This is a genomic window from Janthinobacterium sp. 78 (assembly GCF_003096775.1).
Classification (GTDB): domain Bacteria; phylum Pseudomonadota; class Gammaproteobacteria; order Burkholderiales; family Burkholderiaceae_D; genus Janthinobacterium; species Janthinobacterium tructae.
This window is the reverse complement of record NZ_QENT01000001.1, coordinates 1243986-1259668: the sequence shown is the minus strand read 5'-3', so window position 1 is coordinate 1259668 and position 15683 is coordinate 1243986. Positions and strand designations below refer to the sequence as shown.

The window sequence follows — 15683 nt, the reverse complement described above, 5'->3', positions numbered from 1 at the left end:
GTATCCCAACCCCTGACTACGCACAGATCACGCATGCATCCACGCTTGTTCGTCCCATTTATCCTCGCTGCGCTGCTGAGCGGCTGCACGGTACTCGCCCTGCGCCCCAACAGCGGCATCGAAAACCGCACGTTTGCCGTACAGGAAACCCCGCGCCTGCGCATCGACGCGCCCAAGGCGCGCATCCAGAATCCCATGCCCAGCGACCACTTCATCGGCATCGCCCTGTCCGGCGGCGGCAGCCGCGCCGCCAATTTCTCGGCCGCCTCGCTGGAGCAGCTGGAAGAGTTCGGCCTCGTCAGCGGCGCCTCGGCCATCTCCGGCGTGTCGGGCGGCGCCATCGCGGGCGGCTACTACGCGCTGCATGGCAAGCAGACGGACTGGCCCTTGCTGCGCAGCAAACTCAAAACGGATTTCTTCGGCCAGACCATTTTGAAACCGGCCAACCTGACGACGATGTTGTTGACGAACAAGACGCGCACCTCGTTCCTGTCCGACGTGCTGGACGATGTGCTGTACGACAAGAAAACCTACCAGGACTTGCCGCATGACGGCCCCATTTTCCTGGCCAACGCGACGGACGCCACCGATGGCGGCAAGCGCGTGGTGTTTTCCTATGAGTATTTTTACGGCACCCTGCATTCGCCGATCCAGAATATCCGCCTGGCCACGGCCGTGGCCACCTCGGCCGCCTTTCCCGGCGTGTTCGATTCCGTCACTTTCGAGCGTTTCCGCCCGAAAAACAGTTTCGTGCCGGAACTCGGTTCCGAATCGCGCGAATCGCCGTCCTATGTGCACCTGTTCGACGGCGGCGCGGCCGACAACCTGGGCGTGGAAACCCTGTGGGACGTGGCCCTGACGCAGCTGTACGGCAACGACATGGCCATCGTGCCGCCGCGCTTGAACAGCAAGCCCTTCATCCTCATTGCCATCGATGCCAACGCGCCCAATTCCAGCGCCGTGTTCGAAAAGATGTCGGACGAGCGCCAGCCACTGGACCGCATCTTCAACAAGAATATCTACGATGCCGTCGACGCCCTGTTTTCACGCCAGCGCAAGGAAAACCTCGTCAAGATGGGCTTTGGGCAAGCCCGCTTCGACACCATCACGCATGAAAACTTCGGCGACCTGAGCCAGAAATTCGTCAAGGGCAAGCGCACCTCGGCCTTTGCCATTCCCGTGCTGTGCCGGCCCCATCTGGGCCAGTACCGCTGCGAAGTCGATGCGGCCGATCCCTTGCCCGGCCAGATCCGCACGCGGCTGGAAGGCTTTGCCTGGCATATTTCCATCGACCAGATCGCCTCGCTGGCGCTGCGCCTGTCCAGCGGCGATGCGCAAGTCGATGGCGCGCGCAAGGAAGAGCGCGCCGCCCTCGTCAAGCTGCAACGCATGGCCACGCAAACAAAAACCCATCTGAAGCTGACGGGCCCGGAAAACTGCAGCCCGGACGTCTTGCAAGCGGCCCTGTACAGCGCCGCGCGCGTGCTGATCCTCGACGACGAAGAATCGCGCTTCGCCCTGTGCGACTACATGCTGGCGGGCCAGCTGATCAATGACGATACCGTCTGCAAGCAGCGCTATGTGCACGCCGTGCCGCGCTTCGCCATTGAAAGCGAAGATTTACAGTACCGCAACTTAAGTTCGGACGGTAATTCCGTGAACGTGCCGATACGCTGCAAGAAGTGAGCGCGCACAAAAAAGCCCGCACGATCGCTCGTGCGGGCTTTAGCGCAAGGATTCCTGGCGCCCGGCTGATTTAAATCAATCGACCTTAAATCAAGCGACTACGCCTGCGCATGTAGCTGCGGCTTAACGCACCTTCCAGTTCCTGCTCCGTTTTATGCTGGTTCACCGTGTACAGGGCCCACAGGGCCGCCGGCGCCCAGCCGATCACAGTGCACTGCAAGATCAAGGCGGCGGCACCGGCCAGCGGGCGCCCCAGCATGAAAAACGTGAGACACGGAAGTAGCAAGGCTATCAGCAATCGCATCACGACATACTCTCCTAAACTTAGAGCAGCGGACAAGGGCCGGTATCCGGTCCGTCCCCCGCCCGCTGCGTACTGCTCCTTATAGATGCACGGTAATCTGCGGCATTAAGTCGTCAAACGTGCGACCGTTGCCGTTTTCACCGATGGCGTGCATCTTCCATTCGCCGTTATGGCGGTACAGCCTGGCCATGATCTGTGCCGTGTGGGAACCTTGCACAGACAGGTTGAAACGCGCGACTTCCTGGTTATTGCTGGCATTCAAGATGCGGCAATAGGCGTTTTCCACCTGCGAGAAGTTCTGTCCAGTAAAGCTGTTGACGGTGAAGACCAGGCTTTTCACGTGCGCCGGCACTTTCGACAGATCGACATTGATCTGTTCGTCGTCGCCATCGCCCGCGCCCGTGCGGTTGTCGCCCGTGTGAACGACACTGCCGTCCTTGCTTTTCAGCTGGCGGAACCAGACGATGTCGGACGTGCTCTTGTTCTCATCGAACATGACGCACGAGGCATCCAGGTCGACGGCTTCGGTCTTCGAACCGAAGCCGAGGAAACCCTTGGTCTTGACCGCATCCCAGCCCAGGCCCATGGTGATACGGGTCAGGGTGGCACCAGCTTCTTTATCCAGAGAAATCTTCTGGCCTTTGCTCAAATTGACAGACATACGCATAGCTCCTGTTAGGTTGGTTACTGCTTGATTACGCCGGCTTGCTTTGGGTCCAGGCGAGGAAGGCTGCGCGGTTGCGCGAGCACACGAGGATTTTTCCCGTGCCTGAAAATTTCAGTACTACGCCCTCGCCGCTGGTCTGGCTATTGATCAGGTTACCCAGAAAGCCGCCGCTGCTGCCGGTCGTCATGGAAATCTCGTATTGCAAGCGGTTATCCCAGCACACGACGTGCGAGTTATCGATCACCACGTCCTTGCCAGGCGTCACTTCCAGTATCGACATCGCGCCAAAACCGGAGACCGCCAACTGGCCACTGCCTGCCGTCTCGGTGATGAAAAAACCACCGCTCTGGGCAAACAGCGCATTGCCAAGGCTTTGCGTGCGCACCTTCAATTCCACGCCAGCACTGGCCGCCACGAAGGCGCCGTCGCTGATCATGTATTGCTGGGTGCCCACATCCAGCACCCGCATCGCGCCGGGCAATGTAGGCGACAGCAGACAATCGCCGTCGCCCCGCATGGCCTCGATATGCTGCTGAAAGAACGATTCCCCGTTGGCAAAGGTGCGCATCAGCGCAGCGCCTATGCCGCCAGTCATCTTGCCTTTCAGCTCAAGATTGGTTTCCATCATCACCATCGCATTGGATTCGCAATAAATCTTCTCGCCCTTGGCAAGCGACACATGCAGGAACGGGTCGACATCCCCTGTAATACTAAAAACTGGCATCTGACTATTCCTTCCTCAACTAGATAATGATGGGGACGGTCCACACTGCAGACCGCCTTGACTGCTTACAACTTATACGCCGACGCCGAACGAGGCAGCTAATGGGCCCAGGCCGCCCTTGTAGCCCTGGCCGATGGCCTTGAATTTCCAATCGGCGCCATTGCGGTAGATTTCACCGAAGACCATGGCCGTTTCCGCCGAACCGTCTTCCGACAGGTCGAAGCGGGCGATTTCCGTGTTGCCGTTGGCATTCACGCAACGCACGTACGCCTTCGATACCATACCAAAGTTTTGCTTGCGCGCTTCGGCATCGTGAATCGTCACGCAGACGGCGATCTTGTCGATCTCGGCTGGCACCGTGGCCAGGTCGACGATGACGGTTTCATCATCGCCATCGCCAGCGCCGGTGGTGTTGTCGCCCGAGTGGGTGACGGAACCGTCGCTCGATTTCAGGTTGTTGTAAAAAATCATGTCGACGTCGGCGCGAACCTTGCCGTCGGCCTTCAGCAGGAAGATCGAGCCGTCGATGTCGAATGCGGCGCCGTCGGTGGCGCGGGCATCCCAGCCCAGGCCGATGATCATCTTCGAAATGCCAGGGGCTTCTTTGCTCAGGTTGACGTTGCCGCCTTTTTGCAGACTGATTGCCATGATGTATTTCTCCTATGTGGGTTGTGTATGACCAAACACCTGGCGCCCTCCACCGGCCTGACTCCCCAGGCCGGCGGCGACGCTTGCTACAACTTGCCGACAAACGGGTGTAGTCGTTTGTCGCGCATTCTTTACACTGCCTTGACCTGCTCCAGCGCTTGCGTCTGGCCTTCTTCGAGGGCCATCCTGCGCTTGTAGCGGATCGACGACCACAGCGAGGCGAGAATGAAAGCCACCCCAATCAGACCCGTGAAGATCTCGGGAATGTGGAACTTCATGCTGACCAACATGATCACGGCCAGGATACCGATCGCATAGTGCGCGCCGTGCTCCAGATAAACGAACTCGTCGAGCGTGCCCTTGCGCACCAGGAACACCGTCATCGAACGCACGAACATCGCGCCGATTGCCAGGCCCAGCATGATGATCACGACATCCTTGGTGATGGCAAACGCGCCGATCACGCCGTCAAAGCTGAACGATGCATCGAGCACTTCCAGGTACAGGAAGCCGCCGATACCGCCGCGCTTGATGATGTCGCCCATGTTGCCGTCGCCGTTATCGCCTTCCAGCAAGCCGCTGATCACATCGACGCCCACGTAGGTCAAAATACCCCACAGGCCGGCCGTCAGTACCACCAGTTTCTGGCCTTCGTCGATCATCGACAGGCTGGCCATCAGGGTACCCAGCGCAACCATCACGGAAATTGACGAGATCTTGCCCAGCGCGCCCAGTTTTTCTTCAATACGGCCCAGCCAGTGCGTTTCTTTTTCCGAGTCCAGCAGGAAGTTCAGGAACACCAGCAGCAGGAAGATGCCGCCGAAAGCCGCCACTTCCGCGTGGTGATTCGTCAGGTGCATCGAATACTGTTCCGGATTGCTCAGGGCCAGATTCCATACTTCCAGCAAGCCCAGATCGGCCGCTTGCGCCACGATGACCAGCGGGAACAGCAGACGCATACCGAACACGGCGATGATGATGCCCACGCCGAGGAACAGGTTCTGCCAGAACTTGTCCCAGTTCTTCAGCACCGAAGCGTTGACCACCGCGTTGTCAAACGACAGCGAGACTTCCATCACGCTCAGGATCACCGCGATGCCCAATGCCGACAGCATGGTCGACACGCCACCGTGCGTATAACCCCACCAGGCAGAAATGCACAGGCAGATAAATGTCACTAGAAATGACACTCTGAAATGTTTCATCGATAGTTCCCCGTTATCCAAATTCAATGGAACGTAGTATAAGGACATGTGACACATTTAAAAATAGAAGATAATGGAAGTATTACTTCGTAAAAACAGAAGATAGGCCCACACGATGAAAACCACCGGCTTCAATTACCGCCATTTGTACTTCTTTTGGGTGGTCGCCAAGGAAGGCGGCGTGACGCGCGCGGCCGAGCGCCTGGGACTGGCCGTGCAAACCATCAGCACCCAGCTGGCCCTGCTGGAAAAGGAACTGGGCAGATCCCTGCTGCAGCCGCAGGGACGGCGCCTGGTGCCGACGGAAGCGGGCCGGCTGGCGCTCGGCTACGCGGACCAGATTTTTTTGCTGGGCGAACAGATGCAGGAAGCGCTGGCCGACACGGATGCGGAAAAGATGCGCCTGACGGTGGGCATTTCCGATTCCTTGCCGAAACTGATGGCCTACCGCATGCTCGACGCCACGCGCAGCCTGGACAAGCCCGTCAAGCTTGTGTGCCTGGAAGATGAATTCGAGTCCTTGCTGGCCGACCTGGCCCTGCACAAGCTGGACCTGGTGTTGACGGACCGCGCCGTGCCGGCCGGCGCCAGCCTGCGCGTCTCCAGCCACCTGTGGGGAGAAAGCGCCATGAAGCTGTTCGCCATCCCCGCGCTGGCCGAACAATACCGCGACAATTTCCCGCATAGCCTGCACGGCGCCCCCTTTTTACTGCCCGCGCGCAATAACGCACTGCGCGGGCGCATAGACGAATGGATGGTGCAGCAAGGCGTGCGCCCCGACGTGGTCGGTGAATTCGAGGATAACGCCATGCTCAACGCGTTTGGCCGCAAGGGCCTGGGCCTGTTTTTCGCGTCCGCCAGCCTGGCGGCCGATATCGAGGAGCAATTCGGCGCCATCCTGGTCGGTGACGCCTCGTCCCTGCGCGAACAGTTTTATGTGATTTCGAACGAGCGCAAGATTATGCACCCGGCGCTGGACGTGATCCTGGCGGCCATCCGGAGTCACCCGAAGATTCACAAGGAAACCTGATAAATCCATTCGAAAATAACGTTTGAATAATCAATCAAAAGCGATTGTAATGAAGCCTGAGACAAACACGCGCCTGTCCCTCGCCGGAAGGGCGCGACCACCATAAAAAAACAGGAGCGGCACCATGTCCACGGCAGGCAAGACGATCGATATTCCCGATCTCATCAATAACAACAAGATCGGCTCCTTCCAGATCGGCATGCTGATACTGTGCGGGCTATGCGTCATCATGGATGGCTTCGATGTACAGGCGATGGGCTATGTGGCGCCCGCCATCATTGCCGACTGGCACGTCAGCAAGGCCAACCTGGGCCCCGTGTTTGGCGCGGGCTTGCTGGGCATGCTGGTCGGCTCGCTCGTCTTCAGCATCACGGCCGACAAGTTCGGCCGCCGCCCCGTGCTGATCGGCTCGACCATCTTCTTTTCGCTGTGCATGCTGGTCACGCCGCTGGCGACGAACATCGAGCAATTGCAGCTGATCCGTTTCATCACGGGCCTGGGCCTGGGCGCCGTGATGCCGAACGCCATGGCGCTGGCCGGCGAATACAGCCCCCTGCGCAAGAAAGTCACCCTGATGATGCTGGTCTCGTGCGGCTTTACGCTGGGCGCCGTGCTCGGTGGGCTGCTGTCTGCCGCGCTGATTCCCGCCTTCGGCTGGCAATCCGTGTTTTACGTGGGCGGCGTGGTACCGCTGGTGATCGGCGTGCTGATGTTCTTCCTGCTGCCGGAATCGATGCAATTCCTGGTATTGAAGAAACGCAAGCTGGACAAGGTGGCGCAGTGGTTGAAACGCATCGACCCGACGGTGAGCATCACGGCCGACACGCAATACGTCGTGCATGAAAAGGAACACAAGGGCGCGCCCGTGCTGCAATTGTTTACGGACGGCCGCGCGAAGATGACGATCTTGTTGTGGGTCATCAACTTCATGAACTTGCTGAATTTGTATTTCCTGTCCAACTGGCTGCCGACGATCGCCAAGGAAGCGGGCCTGTCCACGGCCAACGCCGTGCTGGCCGGCACGGCCCTGCAAGTGGGCGGCACCATCGGCACCCTCGTCATGGGCCAGCTGATCGACCGTTCCAGCTTCCGCCGCATCCTGTTGCCGTGCTTCCTCGTTGCCGCAGTCGCCATTGCCCTGATCGGCCGTCCCGACGTATCGCTGGCCTTCCTCTTCATCACGATTTTCATCGCGGGCTTTTGCGTGGTCGGCGGCCAGCCGGCCGTCAACGCTCTGGCGGCCAGCTACTACCCGACCACCTTGCGCTCGACGGGCATCGGCTGGAGCCTGGGCATCGGGCGCATCGGCTCCATCATCGGCCCCGTGCTCGGTGGCGAGCTGATCCGCCTGAACTGGCCCAACAGCACGATTTTCCTCGTCGTTGCCATCCCCGCCATCGTCTCGGCCGTCATGGTCTTTGCCATGCGCGGCGGACCGCAAACGGCGGCCAAGGGCTGAAGCAGCGTAAAAAACCCGCCGCACGCGCGCCTGCAATGGCGGCGTGCGCGGCAAAATTAGGCTATGCCGCCCTTCGTCGTTTAAGATGACGTTTTAACAGCCCATCTTTTTGCACCCCATGCACAACGTCTTGCTTGTCCTGCTAGCCTTTTTCCTGGTCGCGCTGAATGGTTTTTTTGTTGCCGCCGAGTTTGGCATTGTCACCTTGCGCCGCACGCGCATCCGCGCCATCGCCAAGACGCAGGGACTACGGGGCAGCATCCTGGCCAAGGTGCATGGCCAGCTGGACGCCTACCTGTCCGCCTGTCAGCTGGGCATCACGCTGGCGTCGCTGGGACTGGGCTGGGTCGGCGAACCGGCCTTTGCCGGCCTGCTCGAACCGCTGTTTAGCGTCATCGGCCTCACCTCGCAAGAACTGATACACGGCATTTCCTTCGTGCTGGCCTTCAGCGTGATTTCCTTCCTGCACATCGTCGTGGGTGAACTGGCGCCCAAATCGATGGCCATCCGCAACCCGGAAGCCGTCGGCCTGTGGAGCGCGATTCCCCTGTATGGTTTCTATTGGGCCATGTATCCGGCCATCTACCTGCTCAACGCCAGCGCCAACTGGGTGCTGCGCATGGCGGGCCTGTCCGGCAAGGGCGGCCACGATGCGCATTATTCCTCCGATGAGCTGAAACTGATCCTGCGCACCAGCCAGCCGGGCGAAAAATTTACGCGCGACGAGCGCAACATCCTGGCGCAATCGCTCGATTTCGAACAAATGACGGTGTCGGACCTGATGCGCCCGATCAATGAAGTGATCGCCCTGTACGCGTCAAACAGCGTGGAAGAAAACCTCGACACGGTGCTGCGCAACCGCTTCAGCCGCTATCCGTATTTCGACACGAATGAAGACGACGTGCTGGGCGTGGTGCACTTGAAAGACCTGTTCTTTGCCCAGCAGGCGGGCAAGCCCATCACCTCGCTCACGCCGTTCTTGCGTCCGGTGGACATCATTTCCGCGCGCACGCCGGCGCTGGAACTGTTCCGCCGCTTCCGCGACGGCGCGCCCCACTTCGCCCTGATCGGCGAGAAGGGCAAGCGCCCGCTGGGTTTCATCACCTTGGATAACTTGCTCGGCGCCATGGTCGGCGAAATCCGCGATGAATTCCGCCGCAATGAAAACGACTGGCTCAAGCAAAACGACGGCACCCTGATCGGCAAGGCCAGCCTGCCCATCTTCTCGCTCGAGCGCATCCTCGGCATCGATATTGAAAACGAAGAACTGGGGCTGGACGACGTGGAATCGGTGGGCGGCTTGATCATGGTCAAGCTGGGGGATATCCCGAAGCAGGGCCAGCGTATCACCTTTGTCGACTTCGACATCGTCGTCAAGAAGATGAACGGGCCCCGCATCGTGCTGCTCAAGGTGATCCCGAAACAGGAACGCGATCTCGATGCGGACTTAAGGGATTAGTCTTTTTTCAAGGTAAGCGTATCTTTGCCCTGTGGCATGGTGGTCTCGCCCACCGTCCACGTTTGCAGCAAGCTGTACAACACCGCCAGCAAGGTCGGGCCAATAAAAATGCCGACGAAGCCAAAGGCCAGCACGCCACCCAGCACGCCCAGCAGCACCAGCAAAAACGGCAGGCTACTGCCGCGGCTGATCAGCATGGGTTTGACCACGTTATCCACGCCGCTGATCAGCAGACCGCCCCACACCAGCATGAAGATGCCCCAGCCCGTCTGGCCGTCATTGAACAGCCAAATGGCGGCGCCGCCCCAGATCAGGGGCGGGCCCACGGGGATCAGCGAAAAGAAGAAGGTGGCCACGCCCAAGAGCGCCACGGCGGGCACGCCGGCGATCAAAAAGCCGATCACCGCCACCAGCGCCTGCGCCAACGCCGTGCCCAGCAAGCCGTACATGACGCCGCGCACGGTGCGGCTGATGGTCAGGCCCACGCCCGGGGCGCTGTCGCCAATGATGCGGCCGGCGCCCGTCATCAAGGCACGGCTCAGTTGCTGGCCATCGCGGTAGAGGAAGAAGCTGACAAACACGGCCAGGCTGGTCTGCGCCAGCCCCGTACCCAGCAGGATGCCGCCGGAAGCGAGGAAATGGCGCGCCGGCTCCAGCATGGTCTTACCCAAATTCAATAATTCCTCGCGGTCTTCCAGCAGACGCTGCAGATAACCGTCGATGCTTTCGCCCACCACGGGAATGCTGGCCAGCCAGGCCGGCGGATGCAGGCCGCCCGATTCCAGCGCCGTGCGCAACTGTTCATAGATGCGCGAGACATTGTCGGCCAGGTTGTAGGTGACGAGGGCCAGCGGCAGCACGATGACCAGCACCAGGGACAGGGTCATGATGGCGGCCGCCCAGTTGCGCCGGCCTTTCAGGCGCTCGAGCAGCAGCAGGTACAGGGGCCAGCTGGAAATGCCCACGCAGGCGGCAAACAGCATGGCGGCCAGGAAGGGCCGCAAGACGAAAAAGCAGCCGATCAGCAAGAAAATGATGGCTGCCAGGCGGGCGTGGGGCTCGAAACGTTTGTCCATGTACTGCAAATCCTGAAGATGGCGCCCGGGGGCGCGACCGGGTCAGGATAGCAGAAGTTTAAGATCGTGCGCGATGGCGGCAGGTTTTTCGCCGTGGCGCACGAACAGGCGGATCTTGCCTTCGCGGTCGAACACATAGGTGCCGGCCGTGTGGTCGACCGTATAGCTGCTATCCGTTTCGCCCTCGACCTTGGCGTAATACACCTTGAATTCCTTGGCTACCTTGGCCGTCGCGGCCGCGTCGCCATACAGGCCGACGAAGCGCTTGTCGAAGGCGGGTACGTACTGCGCCAGCAAGGCTTGCGTGTCGCGCTCGGGGTCGACGGTGACGAACAGCACTTGCACCTGCTCCGCCTGCGGGCCCATTGCCTGCATCACCTGCGCCATGTCGGCCATGGTGGTCGGACACACATCCGGGCATTGCGTGTAGCCGAAGAACATCAGCACCAGCTTGCCCTTGTAATCGGCCAGGGTGCGCGGGTGGCCCGTATGGTCCGTCAGCGCGAACTCGCGCGCATAGCCGAGGCCAGTCACGTCCGTGTTCTTGAATTCCAGCTTCGGTGCGGCAGGCTTGCCGCAGCCGGCCAGGACGGCGACCAGGGCGGCCGCCAACAACAGGGTCAGGGTTTTTTTCATGTGCCGAGGGGAATGTAGTGGTCGACCAGCAAGGCCGCGAACAGCAATGCCAGGTAAATGATGGAAAACGTAAAGGCTTTGCGCGCGATCAAATCCGTGTAGTGGCGGTACATTTTCCACGCGTAATACAGGAAGCCGGCGTTGAGCACCACGGCCGAGGCCAGGTAGATCAGGCCGCTCATGCGCACGGCAAACGGCAGCAAGGTGGTGGCGGCCAGCGCGATCGAGTACAGCCAGACGTGAAATTGCGTGAATTGCATGCCGTGCGTGACGGGCAGCATGGGCAAGCCCGAGCGCGCGTAATCGTCGCGCCGGTACATGGCCAGCGCCCAAAAGTGCGGCGGCGTCCACACAAAAATGATCAGGACCAGCAGCCACGCCTGCATCGGCACGTCGTTGGCGACGGCGGCCCAGCCCAGCGCGGGTGGCATGGCGCCGGACAGGCCGCCGATGACGATGTTCTGTGGCGTGGCCGGTTTCAGCACCATGGTGTAGATCAGGGCATAGCCGACAAAGGTCACAAAGGTCAGCCACATGGTCAGCGGATTGACGAGGTAATACAGAATCGCCATGCCCAGGCCGCCGATCACCAGCGCGAACACCACCGTCTGTTTCACCGTGATGTCGCCCATGGCCATCGGGCGGCGCGCCGTGCGGGCCATGCGCGCATCGATTTCGCGCTCGGCCAGGCAGTTGACGGCAAACGCGGCACCGGCCAGCAGCCAGATGCCGATGGTGCCGAACACCACCGCGCGCCAGTCCGGCAACTCCTCGCTGGCCAGGAACATGCCGATGACGGCGCAAAACACGGCCAGTTGCGTCACGCGCGGCTTGGTCAGCGCCCAGTACTGGGCGATGCGGGGGGAGGGTTTACGGCTGATGGTCTGAGTAGTCATTTATGCGGTACGGGAAGGACTGGCTGGTGCCGGGGGCACTGGCGCGGAGGCGCAAGCGCGCTGAACAGTGCGCGCAACATCGAGTTGGAATTTAGCCTTGTAGTTTAACATGGTCAGCAATAACACGAGCAGCGCCGCCCCGCCGTTATGCAGCACGGCAATCGACAATGGCCAGCTCAGGTAAATGGTCGCCAGGCCCGTGGCCGCCTGCAGGGCCAGCACCAGCGCGACCCAGCGCGCCGTGCCGCGCAGGGATGGCAGTTTCCATGCGCGAAACACGGTGTAGCCGATGCCAGCTGCCACGATGAAGGCGAAATTGCGGTGCACCCAGTGGATGGCCGTCAGCGCGGAAAACGGCAAGTAATGGCCGGCAGCCGTCTTGCCCAGCTCGCGCCACAGATGGAAACCATGTTCGAAATCCATCTCTGGAATGACTTTGCCGCCGCACAGGGGGAAATCCGTGCAGGCCAGGGTGGCGTAGTTGGTGCTCACCCAGCCGCCCAGCGCGATCTGCACGGTGAGCAGCACCAGCGACATGACGGCCAGCGCGCGCACGGGGCGCAGCACGGACGCATCCGCATCGGCGCGCAACAGGGGTTTCACGGCATGATCCTGTCGCCCACCCAGCAACGTCAGCATGGCCAGTAAACCCATGCCCAGCAGCAAGTGGATGGTGACGATCACCGGTTGCAGCTTCAGGGTCACGGTCCAGGCGCCGAACGCGCCTTGCAGGCAGACAAACAGGAACAGCGCCGTCGGCAGCGCCGGGGCGAATTCCGCGCGGCGGCTTTTGCGCCACTGGCGCCACGCCTGCACCATCATCGCCACGATCAAGACGCCAATGGCCATGGCCAGGTAGCGGTGCGTCATTTCGATCCACGCCTTGACCACCGTGACGGGTCCCGTCGGCATCAGGGTTTCGGCTGCCACGATGTGCTCGTGCGCGAGGAAAGGATTGGCCGAGCCATAGCAGCCGGGCCAGTCCGGGCAACCGAGGCCGGAATCGGACAGCCGCGTAAAGCCGCCAAACATGATCAGGTCGACCGTCAAAAAGACGGCGATCCACACCAGCTTGCGGTATTTATTGGCGTCCGCGGACACCCACACCATGGTCAGCGGCAGCAGCGCCACCAGCAAACCTGTCAAGCCCAACTGGGCCAGCGCGGAGAGATGCATCGTCGGCATGCAGACTCCTCAACCGATCGCCGAAGCTTTGAGCAGCTTGGCGATGTCTTTCTTGATCTTGTTCGGATCCGCGTCTTTCGGGAAGCGCATCATCAGATTGCCCAGCGGGTCGATCAAATACAAATGGTCGCTGGTCTGGCCACCCGCCTCCACGGGCAGCCACGCTTTCAGGGCGTCGTTATTCACGCGCAGCATGCTGGTACCGTCGAATTCGCGCATCACGAGGGTGTCGAGCGGCTGTGCATCCGTCACCAGCCAGACCCGTTCCAGGCGTTCGCGTTCCTTGCCTTGCATGAGGCGCAGTTGTTGCATGTCAAACAATTGCTTCTTGCACGCTTCCTGGCAATCGGATGGGCCCGTTTGCAGCAGCACCCACTTGCCCTTGAATTGCGCCAATGGCGCCGCCTTGCCATCGAGTTCCGTCACCTGCAGCTGGGCTTCGGGTATCGGATGCAAACGCGGATCGATCAGGGCGCCATAGTTGTTGCGGCCCGTGGGCTTGATGATGTAATACGTGAAATACGAGGCGATGATGGGAAACGCGCACACGGCCACCACGGCCAGCAGTTTCCAGCGTCCCGTATTTTGTGCCTGTTTATTGGAGCTGTCTTGCGTTGCTTCAGGGTTGTTTGTTTGCACGTCGAAATCCTGTAAAGACAAAAAATAAAAAAGCCATCAGTGCCAGTGCATACCACTGGAAGGCATAGCCGCGGTGCTTGTCGGCGCCCAGGTCGGGCGCCGGCCAGTCGCGCACGGGAAGCTGGCTGGACGCTGGCGCCGTTGCAGTCCGATCAACTACGGCGACTGTTTGTTCGAGGATAAGGGGCTGCAAGGCCAGGCCGCTGGCCTGTGCCAGCTGGGTGATATCGGCATTTTGCACGATGGCGTGCGGCGCCAGGGCCGGCGCCGTGCCCAGTTCCATCACGTGACCCGCGTTCAGGCGCGCGATGCCGGAAATCGTCACCGTCCCGGCCGGTGTCGTGTAATCGGGAATGCGCGTGCGCTCGGCATTGTTGCGCGGCAGCCAGCCCTGCGCCACCAGCACGTGCATGGCCGAACCATCGATCCGGAATGGCGTGAGCACGTGGAAACCGGCCTGGCCCTTGTAGGGACGGTTGTCCAGGTACACCGTCCAGGCGGGCACGAAGCGGCCCGTGACGGTGATCCTGCGATATTCGATCGCTTGCGCGTCGGCCGGCAGCAGGGGCGCGGCGCTCAAAGCCAGTGGTGCGGCCTGGTTGCCCGCTTCGAGTTTGGCGGCGCGGGCGAGTTTCTCGTCGCCACGGCGCTGCTGCCATTGCGCCAGAGAGACCCCCAGGGCCACCAGTAGCAGCATTACAACAAATGGAATCCATCTAAAATGGAAGCGGATACGCATTACAATGAAACCTCCTCAAGCCGGGCGCTACCATCCATGAAAATCCTCGTTGCCATTGCCTTCATCCTGATCCTGGGCAGCCTGGGCTCGGCCCTGTTCTTCCTCATGCGCGACAAGGGCAAGAGCAACCGCACCGTGCACGCGCTGGCCCTGCGCGTGGGCTTGTCGATCACCCTGTTTTTGCTGATCCTGCTGGCGCATCATCTGGGCTACATCCAGCCGACGGGAATACACTAAACCCAACCGCAAGGACTGGGGTCGGTCCCTGCGGGATCGGAATCCGCCCCATTGGGGCGAATTCCCCCGTCAGGGTCCGACCCCGGCTTTACGACGGGTTTGACATCCACATTCTTGCCTCTATGGCAAAAATCCATTCCTCAGAAAAAAAGCCGTACCCAGGATCTCCCGGTACGGCTTTTTTCATGCTGCAGGCGCGCCCTTCAACGGCGCGCGCCCTGCCCCGCCATTATAACCAATACACGACCACGTACAGGCCCAGCCAGACGACGTCGACAAAGTGCCAGTACCAGGCGGCGCCTTCGAAGCCGAAGTGGTGCTCGGGCGTAAAGTGGCCTTTCAGCACGCGGTACAGGATGACGGACAACATGATGGCACCCAGGGTCACGTGGAAGCCGTGGAAGCCCGTCAGCATGTAGAAGGTGGCGCCGTAGATGCCGGACGTCAGTTTCAAGTTCAGGTCGCTGTAGGCGTGCATGTATTCATACACCTGGAAGCCCATGAAGATGGCGCCCAGCAAGATCGTGGCGAACAGGAACAGCGCCGTCATGGCGCGGTGGCCGGCGCGCAGCGCGTGGTGCGAAATGGTCAGGGTCACGCCCGACAGCAGCAGCAAGGCCGTGTTGATGGTTGGAATCCAGAACGGCGTCATGGTGGTAAATTCCTGCACCGTGTCGGCCGGGCCCGTATTGCCCCACTGGGCGGCGAAATCGGGCCAGATCACCTTGTGGTCGAGGTCGGCCAGCCACGGCATGGAAATGCTGCGCGCATAGAACAGGGCGCCGAAGAAGGCGGCGAAGAACATGACTTCTGAAAAGATGAACCAGCTCATGCTCCAGCGAAACGAGTGGTCGATGCGCTCGCTGTACAGGCCCTGCTCCGATTCGCGGATGGCGTCGCCGAACCAGAAATACAGCACCAGCAGGATGCCGGCCAGTCCCAGGTAATTCACGTACGGGCCCCAGGAGACGTCGTTGACCCAGGCCGAGGCACCGATCATGGTCAGCAGCAAACTGGCGCCGCCCAGCATGGGCCAGCGCGACGGGCCGGGCACGAAATAATAAGGTACGGCGGCGTGGTTGGAACTCATCAT

17 protein-coding genes are annotated in these 15683 nt (G+C 60.8%); 5 read left to right on the top strand and 12 right to left on the bottom strand.

Annotated features, from left to right (window positions below; translation table 11 throughout):
- Window positions 1-33 precede the first annotated feature (33 nt).
- Window positions 34-1686: a patatin-like phospholipase family protein gene (locus C8C92_RS05570; RefSeq protein ID WP_099760626.1), complete on the top strand. Its 1653-nt coding sequence runs from the start codon at window positions 34-36 to the stop codon at window positions 1684-1686.
- Window positions 1687-1771: 85 nt separating this feature from the next.
- Here the strand turns inward: C8C92_RS05570 and C8C92_RS05565 are convergent, their stop codons facing one another.
- The 5 genes from C8C92_RS05565 to C8C92_RS05545 all read right to left on the bottom strand — a co-directional run bounded on the left by C8C92_RS05565 (window position 1772) and on the right by C8C92_RS05545 (window position 5234).
- Entirely contained in the window at window positions 1772-1990 is a 219-nt protein-coding gene (locus tag C8C92_RS05565) for a hypothetical protein (protein WP_034784905.1), read from the bottom strand.
- 79 nt (window positions 1991-2069) lie between these two features.
- Complete coding sequence (locus C8C92_RS05560; RefSeq protein WP_099760627.1) at window positions 2070-2651, bottom strand: TerD family protein; 582 nt, start codon at window positions 2649-2651, stop codon at window positions 2070-2072.
- A 34-nt stretch (window positions 2652-2685) separates the two neighbouring features.
- Window positions 2686-3381 (bottom strand): TIGR00266 family protein, encoded by a 696-nt coding sequence (locus C8C92_RS05555; protein ID WP_116743220.1) that lies wholly within the window; start codon window positions 3379-3381, stop codon window positions 2686-2688.
- Between the two features lie 72 nt (window positions 3382-3453).
- A complete protein-coding gene (locus C8C92_RS05550) occupies window positions 3454-4029 on the bottom strand; it encodes a TerD family protein (protein ID WP_071079413.1) in 576 nt (191 codons plus the stop codon).
- Window positions 4030-4160: 131 nt separating this feature from the next.
- Window positions 4161-5234 carry a DUF475 domain-containing protein gene (locus C8C92_RS05545; protein ID WP_099760629.1) on the bottom strand — a complete coding sequence of 358 codons (1074 nt, stop codon included), beginning with the start codon at window positions 5232-5234 and terminating at the stop codon, window positions 4161-4163.
- A gap of 115 nt (window positions 5235-5349) precedes the next feature.
- On the opposite strand from C8C92_RS05545, the gene nhaR reads away from it, so the two are divergent.
- From nhaR to C8C92_RS05530, 3 genes are all read left to right on the top strand, one after another.
- Window positions 5350-6264: a transcriptional activator NhaR gene (gene nhaR, locus C8C92_RS05540; protein ID WP_099760630.1), complete on the top strand. Its 915-nt coding sequence runs from the start codon at window positions 5350-5352 to the stop codon at window positions 6262-6264.
- Between the two features lie 124 nt (window positions 6265-6388).
- A complete protein-coding gene (locus C8C92_RS05535; protein ID WP_116743219.1) occupies window positions 6389-7723 on the top strand; it encodes an MFS transporter in 1335 nt (444 codons plus the stop codon).
- 118 nt (window positions 7724-7841) lie between these two features.
- Window positions 7842-9182: a hemolysin family protein gene (locus C8C92_RS05530; RefSeq protein WP_116743218.1), complete on the top strand. Its 1341-nt coding sequence runs from the start codon at window positions 7842-7844 to the stop codon at window positions 9180-9182.
- Here C8C92_RS05530 and C8C92_RS05525 read toward each other — a convergent pair.
- From C8C92_RS05525 to C8C92_RS05500, 6 genes are read right to left on the bottom strand one after another with little or no spacing between them, the layout of a single operon-like run.
- A complete protein-coding gene (locus C8C92_RS05525; RefSeq protein ID WP_116743217.1) occupies window positions 9179-10258 on the bottom strand; it encodes an AI-2E family transporter in 1080 nt (359 codons plus the stop codon). The two genes, C8C92_RS05530 and C8C92_RS05525, sit on opposite strands and share 4 nt — an antisense overlap.
- Before the next feature lie 42 nt (window positions 10259-10300).
- On the bottom strand, window positions 10301-10894 hold the full coding sequence (locus tag C8C92_RS05520; protein ID WP_116743216.1) for an SCO family protein: 594 nt from the start codon (window positions 10892-10894) through the stop codon (window positions 10301-10303).
- Window positions 10891-11790, bottom strand: coding sequence for a heme o synthase (gene cyoE, locus C8C92_RS05515; RefSeq protein WP_099760634.1), 900 nt, complete (start codon window positions 11788-11790; stop codon window positions 10891-10893). The genes C8C92_RS05520 and cyoE overlap by 4 nt, the downstream gene beginning before the upstream one ends.
- On the bottom strand, window positions 11791-12966 hold the full coding sequence (locus tag C8C92_RS05510) for a COX15/CtaA family protein (RefSeq protein WP_116745855.1): 1176 nt from the start codon (window positions 12964-12966) through the stop codon (window positions 11791-11793).
- A gap of 18 nt (window positions 12967-12984) precedes the next feature.
- Window positions 12985-13614: a cytochrome C oxidase subunit I gene (locus C8C92_RS05505; RefSeq protein ID WP_099760635.1), complete on the bottom strand. Its 630-nt coding sequence runs from the start codon at window positions 13612-13614 to the stop codon at window positions 12985-12987.
- Window positions 13595-14353: an SURF1 family protein gene (locus tag C8C92_RS05500; protein WP_116743215.1), complete on the bottom strand. Its 759-nt coding sequence runs from the start codon at window positions 14351-14353 to the stop codon at window positions 13595-13597. Before C8C92_RS05500 ends, C8C92_RS05505 begins: the two co-directional genes overlap by 20 nt.
- Window positions 14354-14389: 36 nt before the next feature.
- Here C8C92_RS05500 and C8C92_RS05495 point away from each other — a divergent pair, with 36 nt between their 5' ends.
- Complete coding sequence (locus tag C8C92_RS05495) at window positions 14390-14590, top strand: twin transmembrane helix small protein (protein ID WP_116743214.1); 201 nt, start codon at window positions 14390-14392, stop codon at window positions 14588-14590.
- A gap of 229 nt (window positions 14591-14819) precedes the next feature.
- Here the strand turns inward: C8C92_RS05495 and C8C92_RS05490 are convergent, their stop codons facing one another.
- Window positions 14820-15680: a cytochrome c oxidase subunit 3 gene (locus C8C92_RS05490; protein ID WP_116743213.1), complete on the bottom strand. Its 861-nt coding sequence runs from the start codon at window positions 15678-15680 to the stop codon at window positions 14820-14822.
- Window positions 15681-15683: the final 3 nt, after the last annotated feature.

Excerpts from the sequence above, each read along its gene's own strand:
- C8C92_RS05570 (WP_099760626.1), top strand. The coding sequence starts at position 34 with ATGCATCCACGCTTGTTCGTCCCATTTATCCTCGCTGCGCTGCTGAGC.
- C8C92_RS05530 (WP_116743218.1), top strand. The coding sequence starts at position 7,842 with ATGCACAACGTCTTGCTTGTCCTGCTAGCCTTTTTCCTGGTCGCGCTG.
- C8C92_RS05555 (WP_116743220.1), bottom strand. The coding sequence starts at position 3,381 with ATGCCAGTTTTTAGTATTACAGGGGATGTCGACCCGTTCCTGCATGTG.
- C8C92_RS05490 (WP_116743213.1), bottom strand. The coding sequence starts at position 15,680 with ATGAGTTCCAACCACGCCGCCGTACCTTATTATTTCGTGCCCGGCCCG.
- C8C92_RS05535 (WP_116743219.1), top strand. The coding sequence starts at position 6,389 with ATGTCCACGGCAGGCAAGACGATCGATATTCCCGATCTCATCAATAAC.
- C8C92_RS05560 (WP_099760627.1), bottom strand. The coding sequence starts at position 2,651 with ATGTCTGTCAATTTGAGCAAAGGCCAGAAGATTTCTCTGGATAAAGAA.
- C8C92_RS05525 (WP_116743217.1), bottom strand. The coding sequence starts at position 10,258 with ATGGACAAACGTTTCGAGCCCCACGCCCGCCTGGCAGCCATCATTTTC.
- C8C92_RS05495 (WP_116743214.1), top strand. The coding sequence starts at position 14,390 with ATGAAAATCCTCGTTGCCATTGCCTTCATCCTGATCCTGGGCAGCCTG.
- cyoE (WP_099760634.1), bottom strand. The coding sequence starts at position 11,790 with ATGACTACTCAGACCATCAGCCGTAAACCCTCCCCCCGCATCGCCCAG.
- C8C92_RS05520 (WP_116743216.1), bottom strand. The coding sequence starts at position 10,894 with ATGAAAAAAACCCTGACCCTGTTGTTGGCGGCCGCCCTGGTCGCCGTC.
- C8C92_RS05545 (WP_099760629.1), bottom strand. The coding sequence starts at position 5,234 with ATGAAACATTTCAGAGTGTCATTTCTAGTGACATTTATCTGCCTGTGC.
- C8C92_RS05510 (WP_116745855.1), bottom strand. The coding sequence starts at position 12,966 with ATGCATCTCTCCGCGCTGGCCCAGTTGGGCTTGACAGGTTTGCTGGTG.
- nhaR (WP_099760630.1), top strand. The coding sequence starts at position 5,350 with ATGAAAACCACCGGCTTCAATTACCGCCATTTGTACTTCTTTTGGGTG.
- C8C92_RS05550 (WP_071079413.1), bottom strand. The coding sequence starts at position 4,029 with ATGGCAATCAGTCTGCAAAAAGGCGGCAACGTCAACCTGAGCAAAGAA.
- C8C92_RS05565 (WP_034784905.1), bottom strand. The coding sequence starts at position 1,990 with ATGCGATTGCTGATAGCCTTGCTACTTCCGTGTCTCACGTTTTTCATG.
- C8C92_RS05500 (WP_116743215.1), bottom strand. The coding sequence starts at position 14,353 with ATGCGTATCCGCTTCCATTTTAGATGGATTCCATTTGTTGTAATGCTG.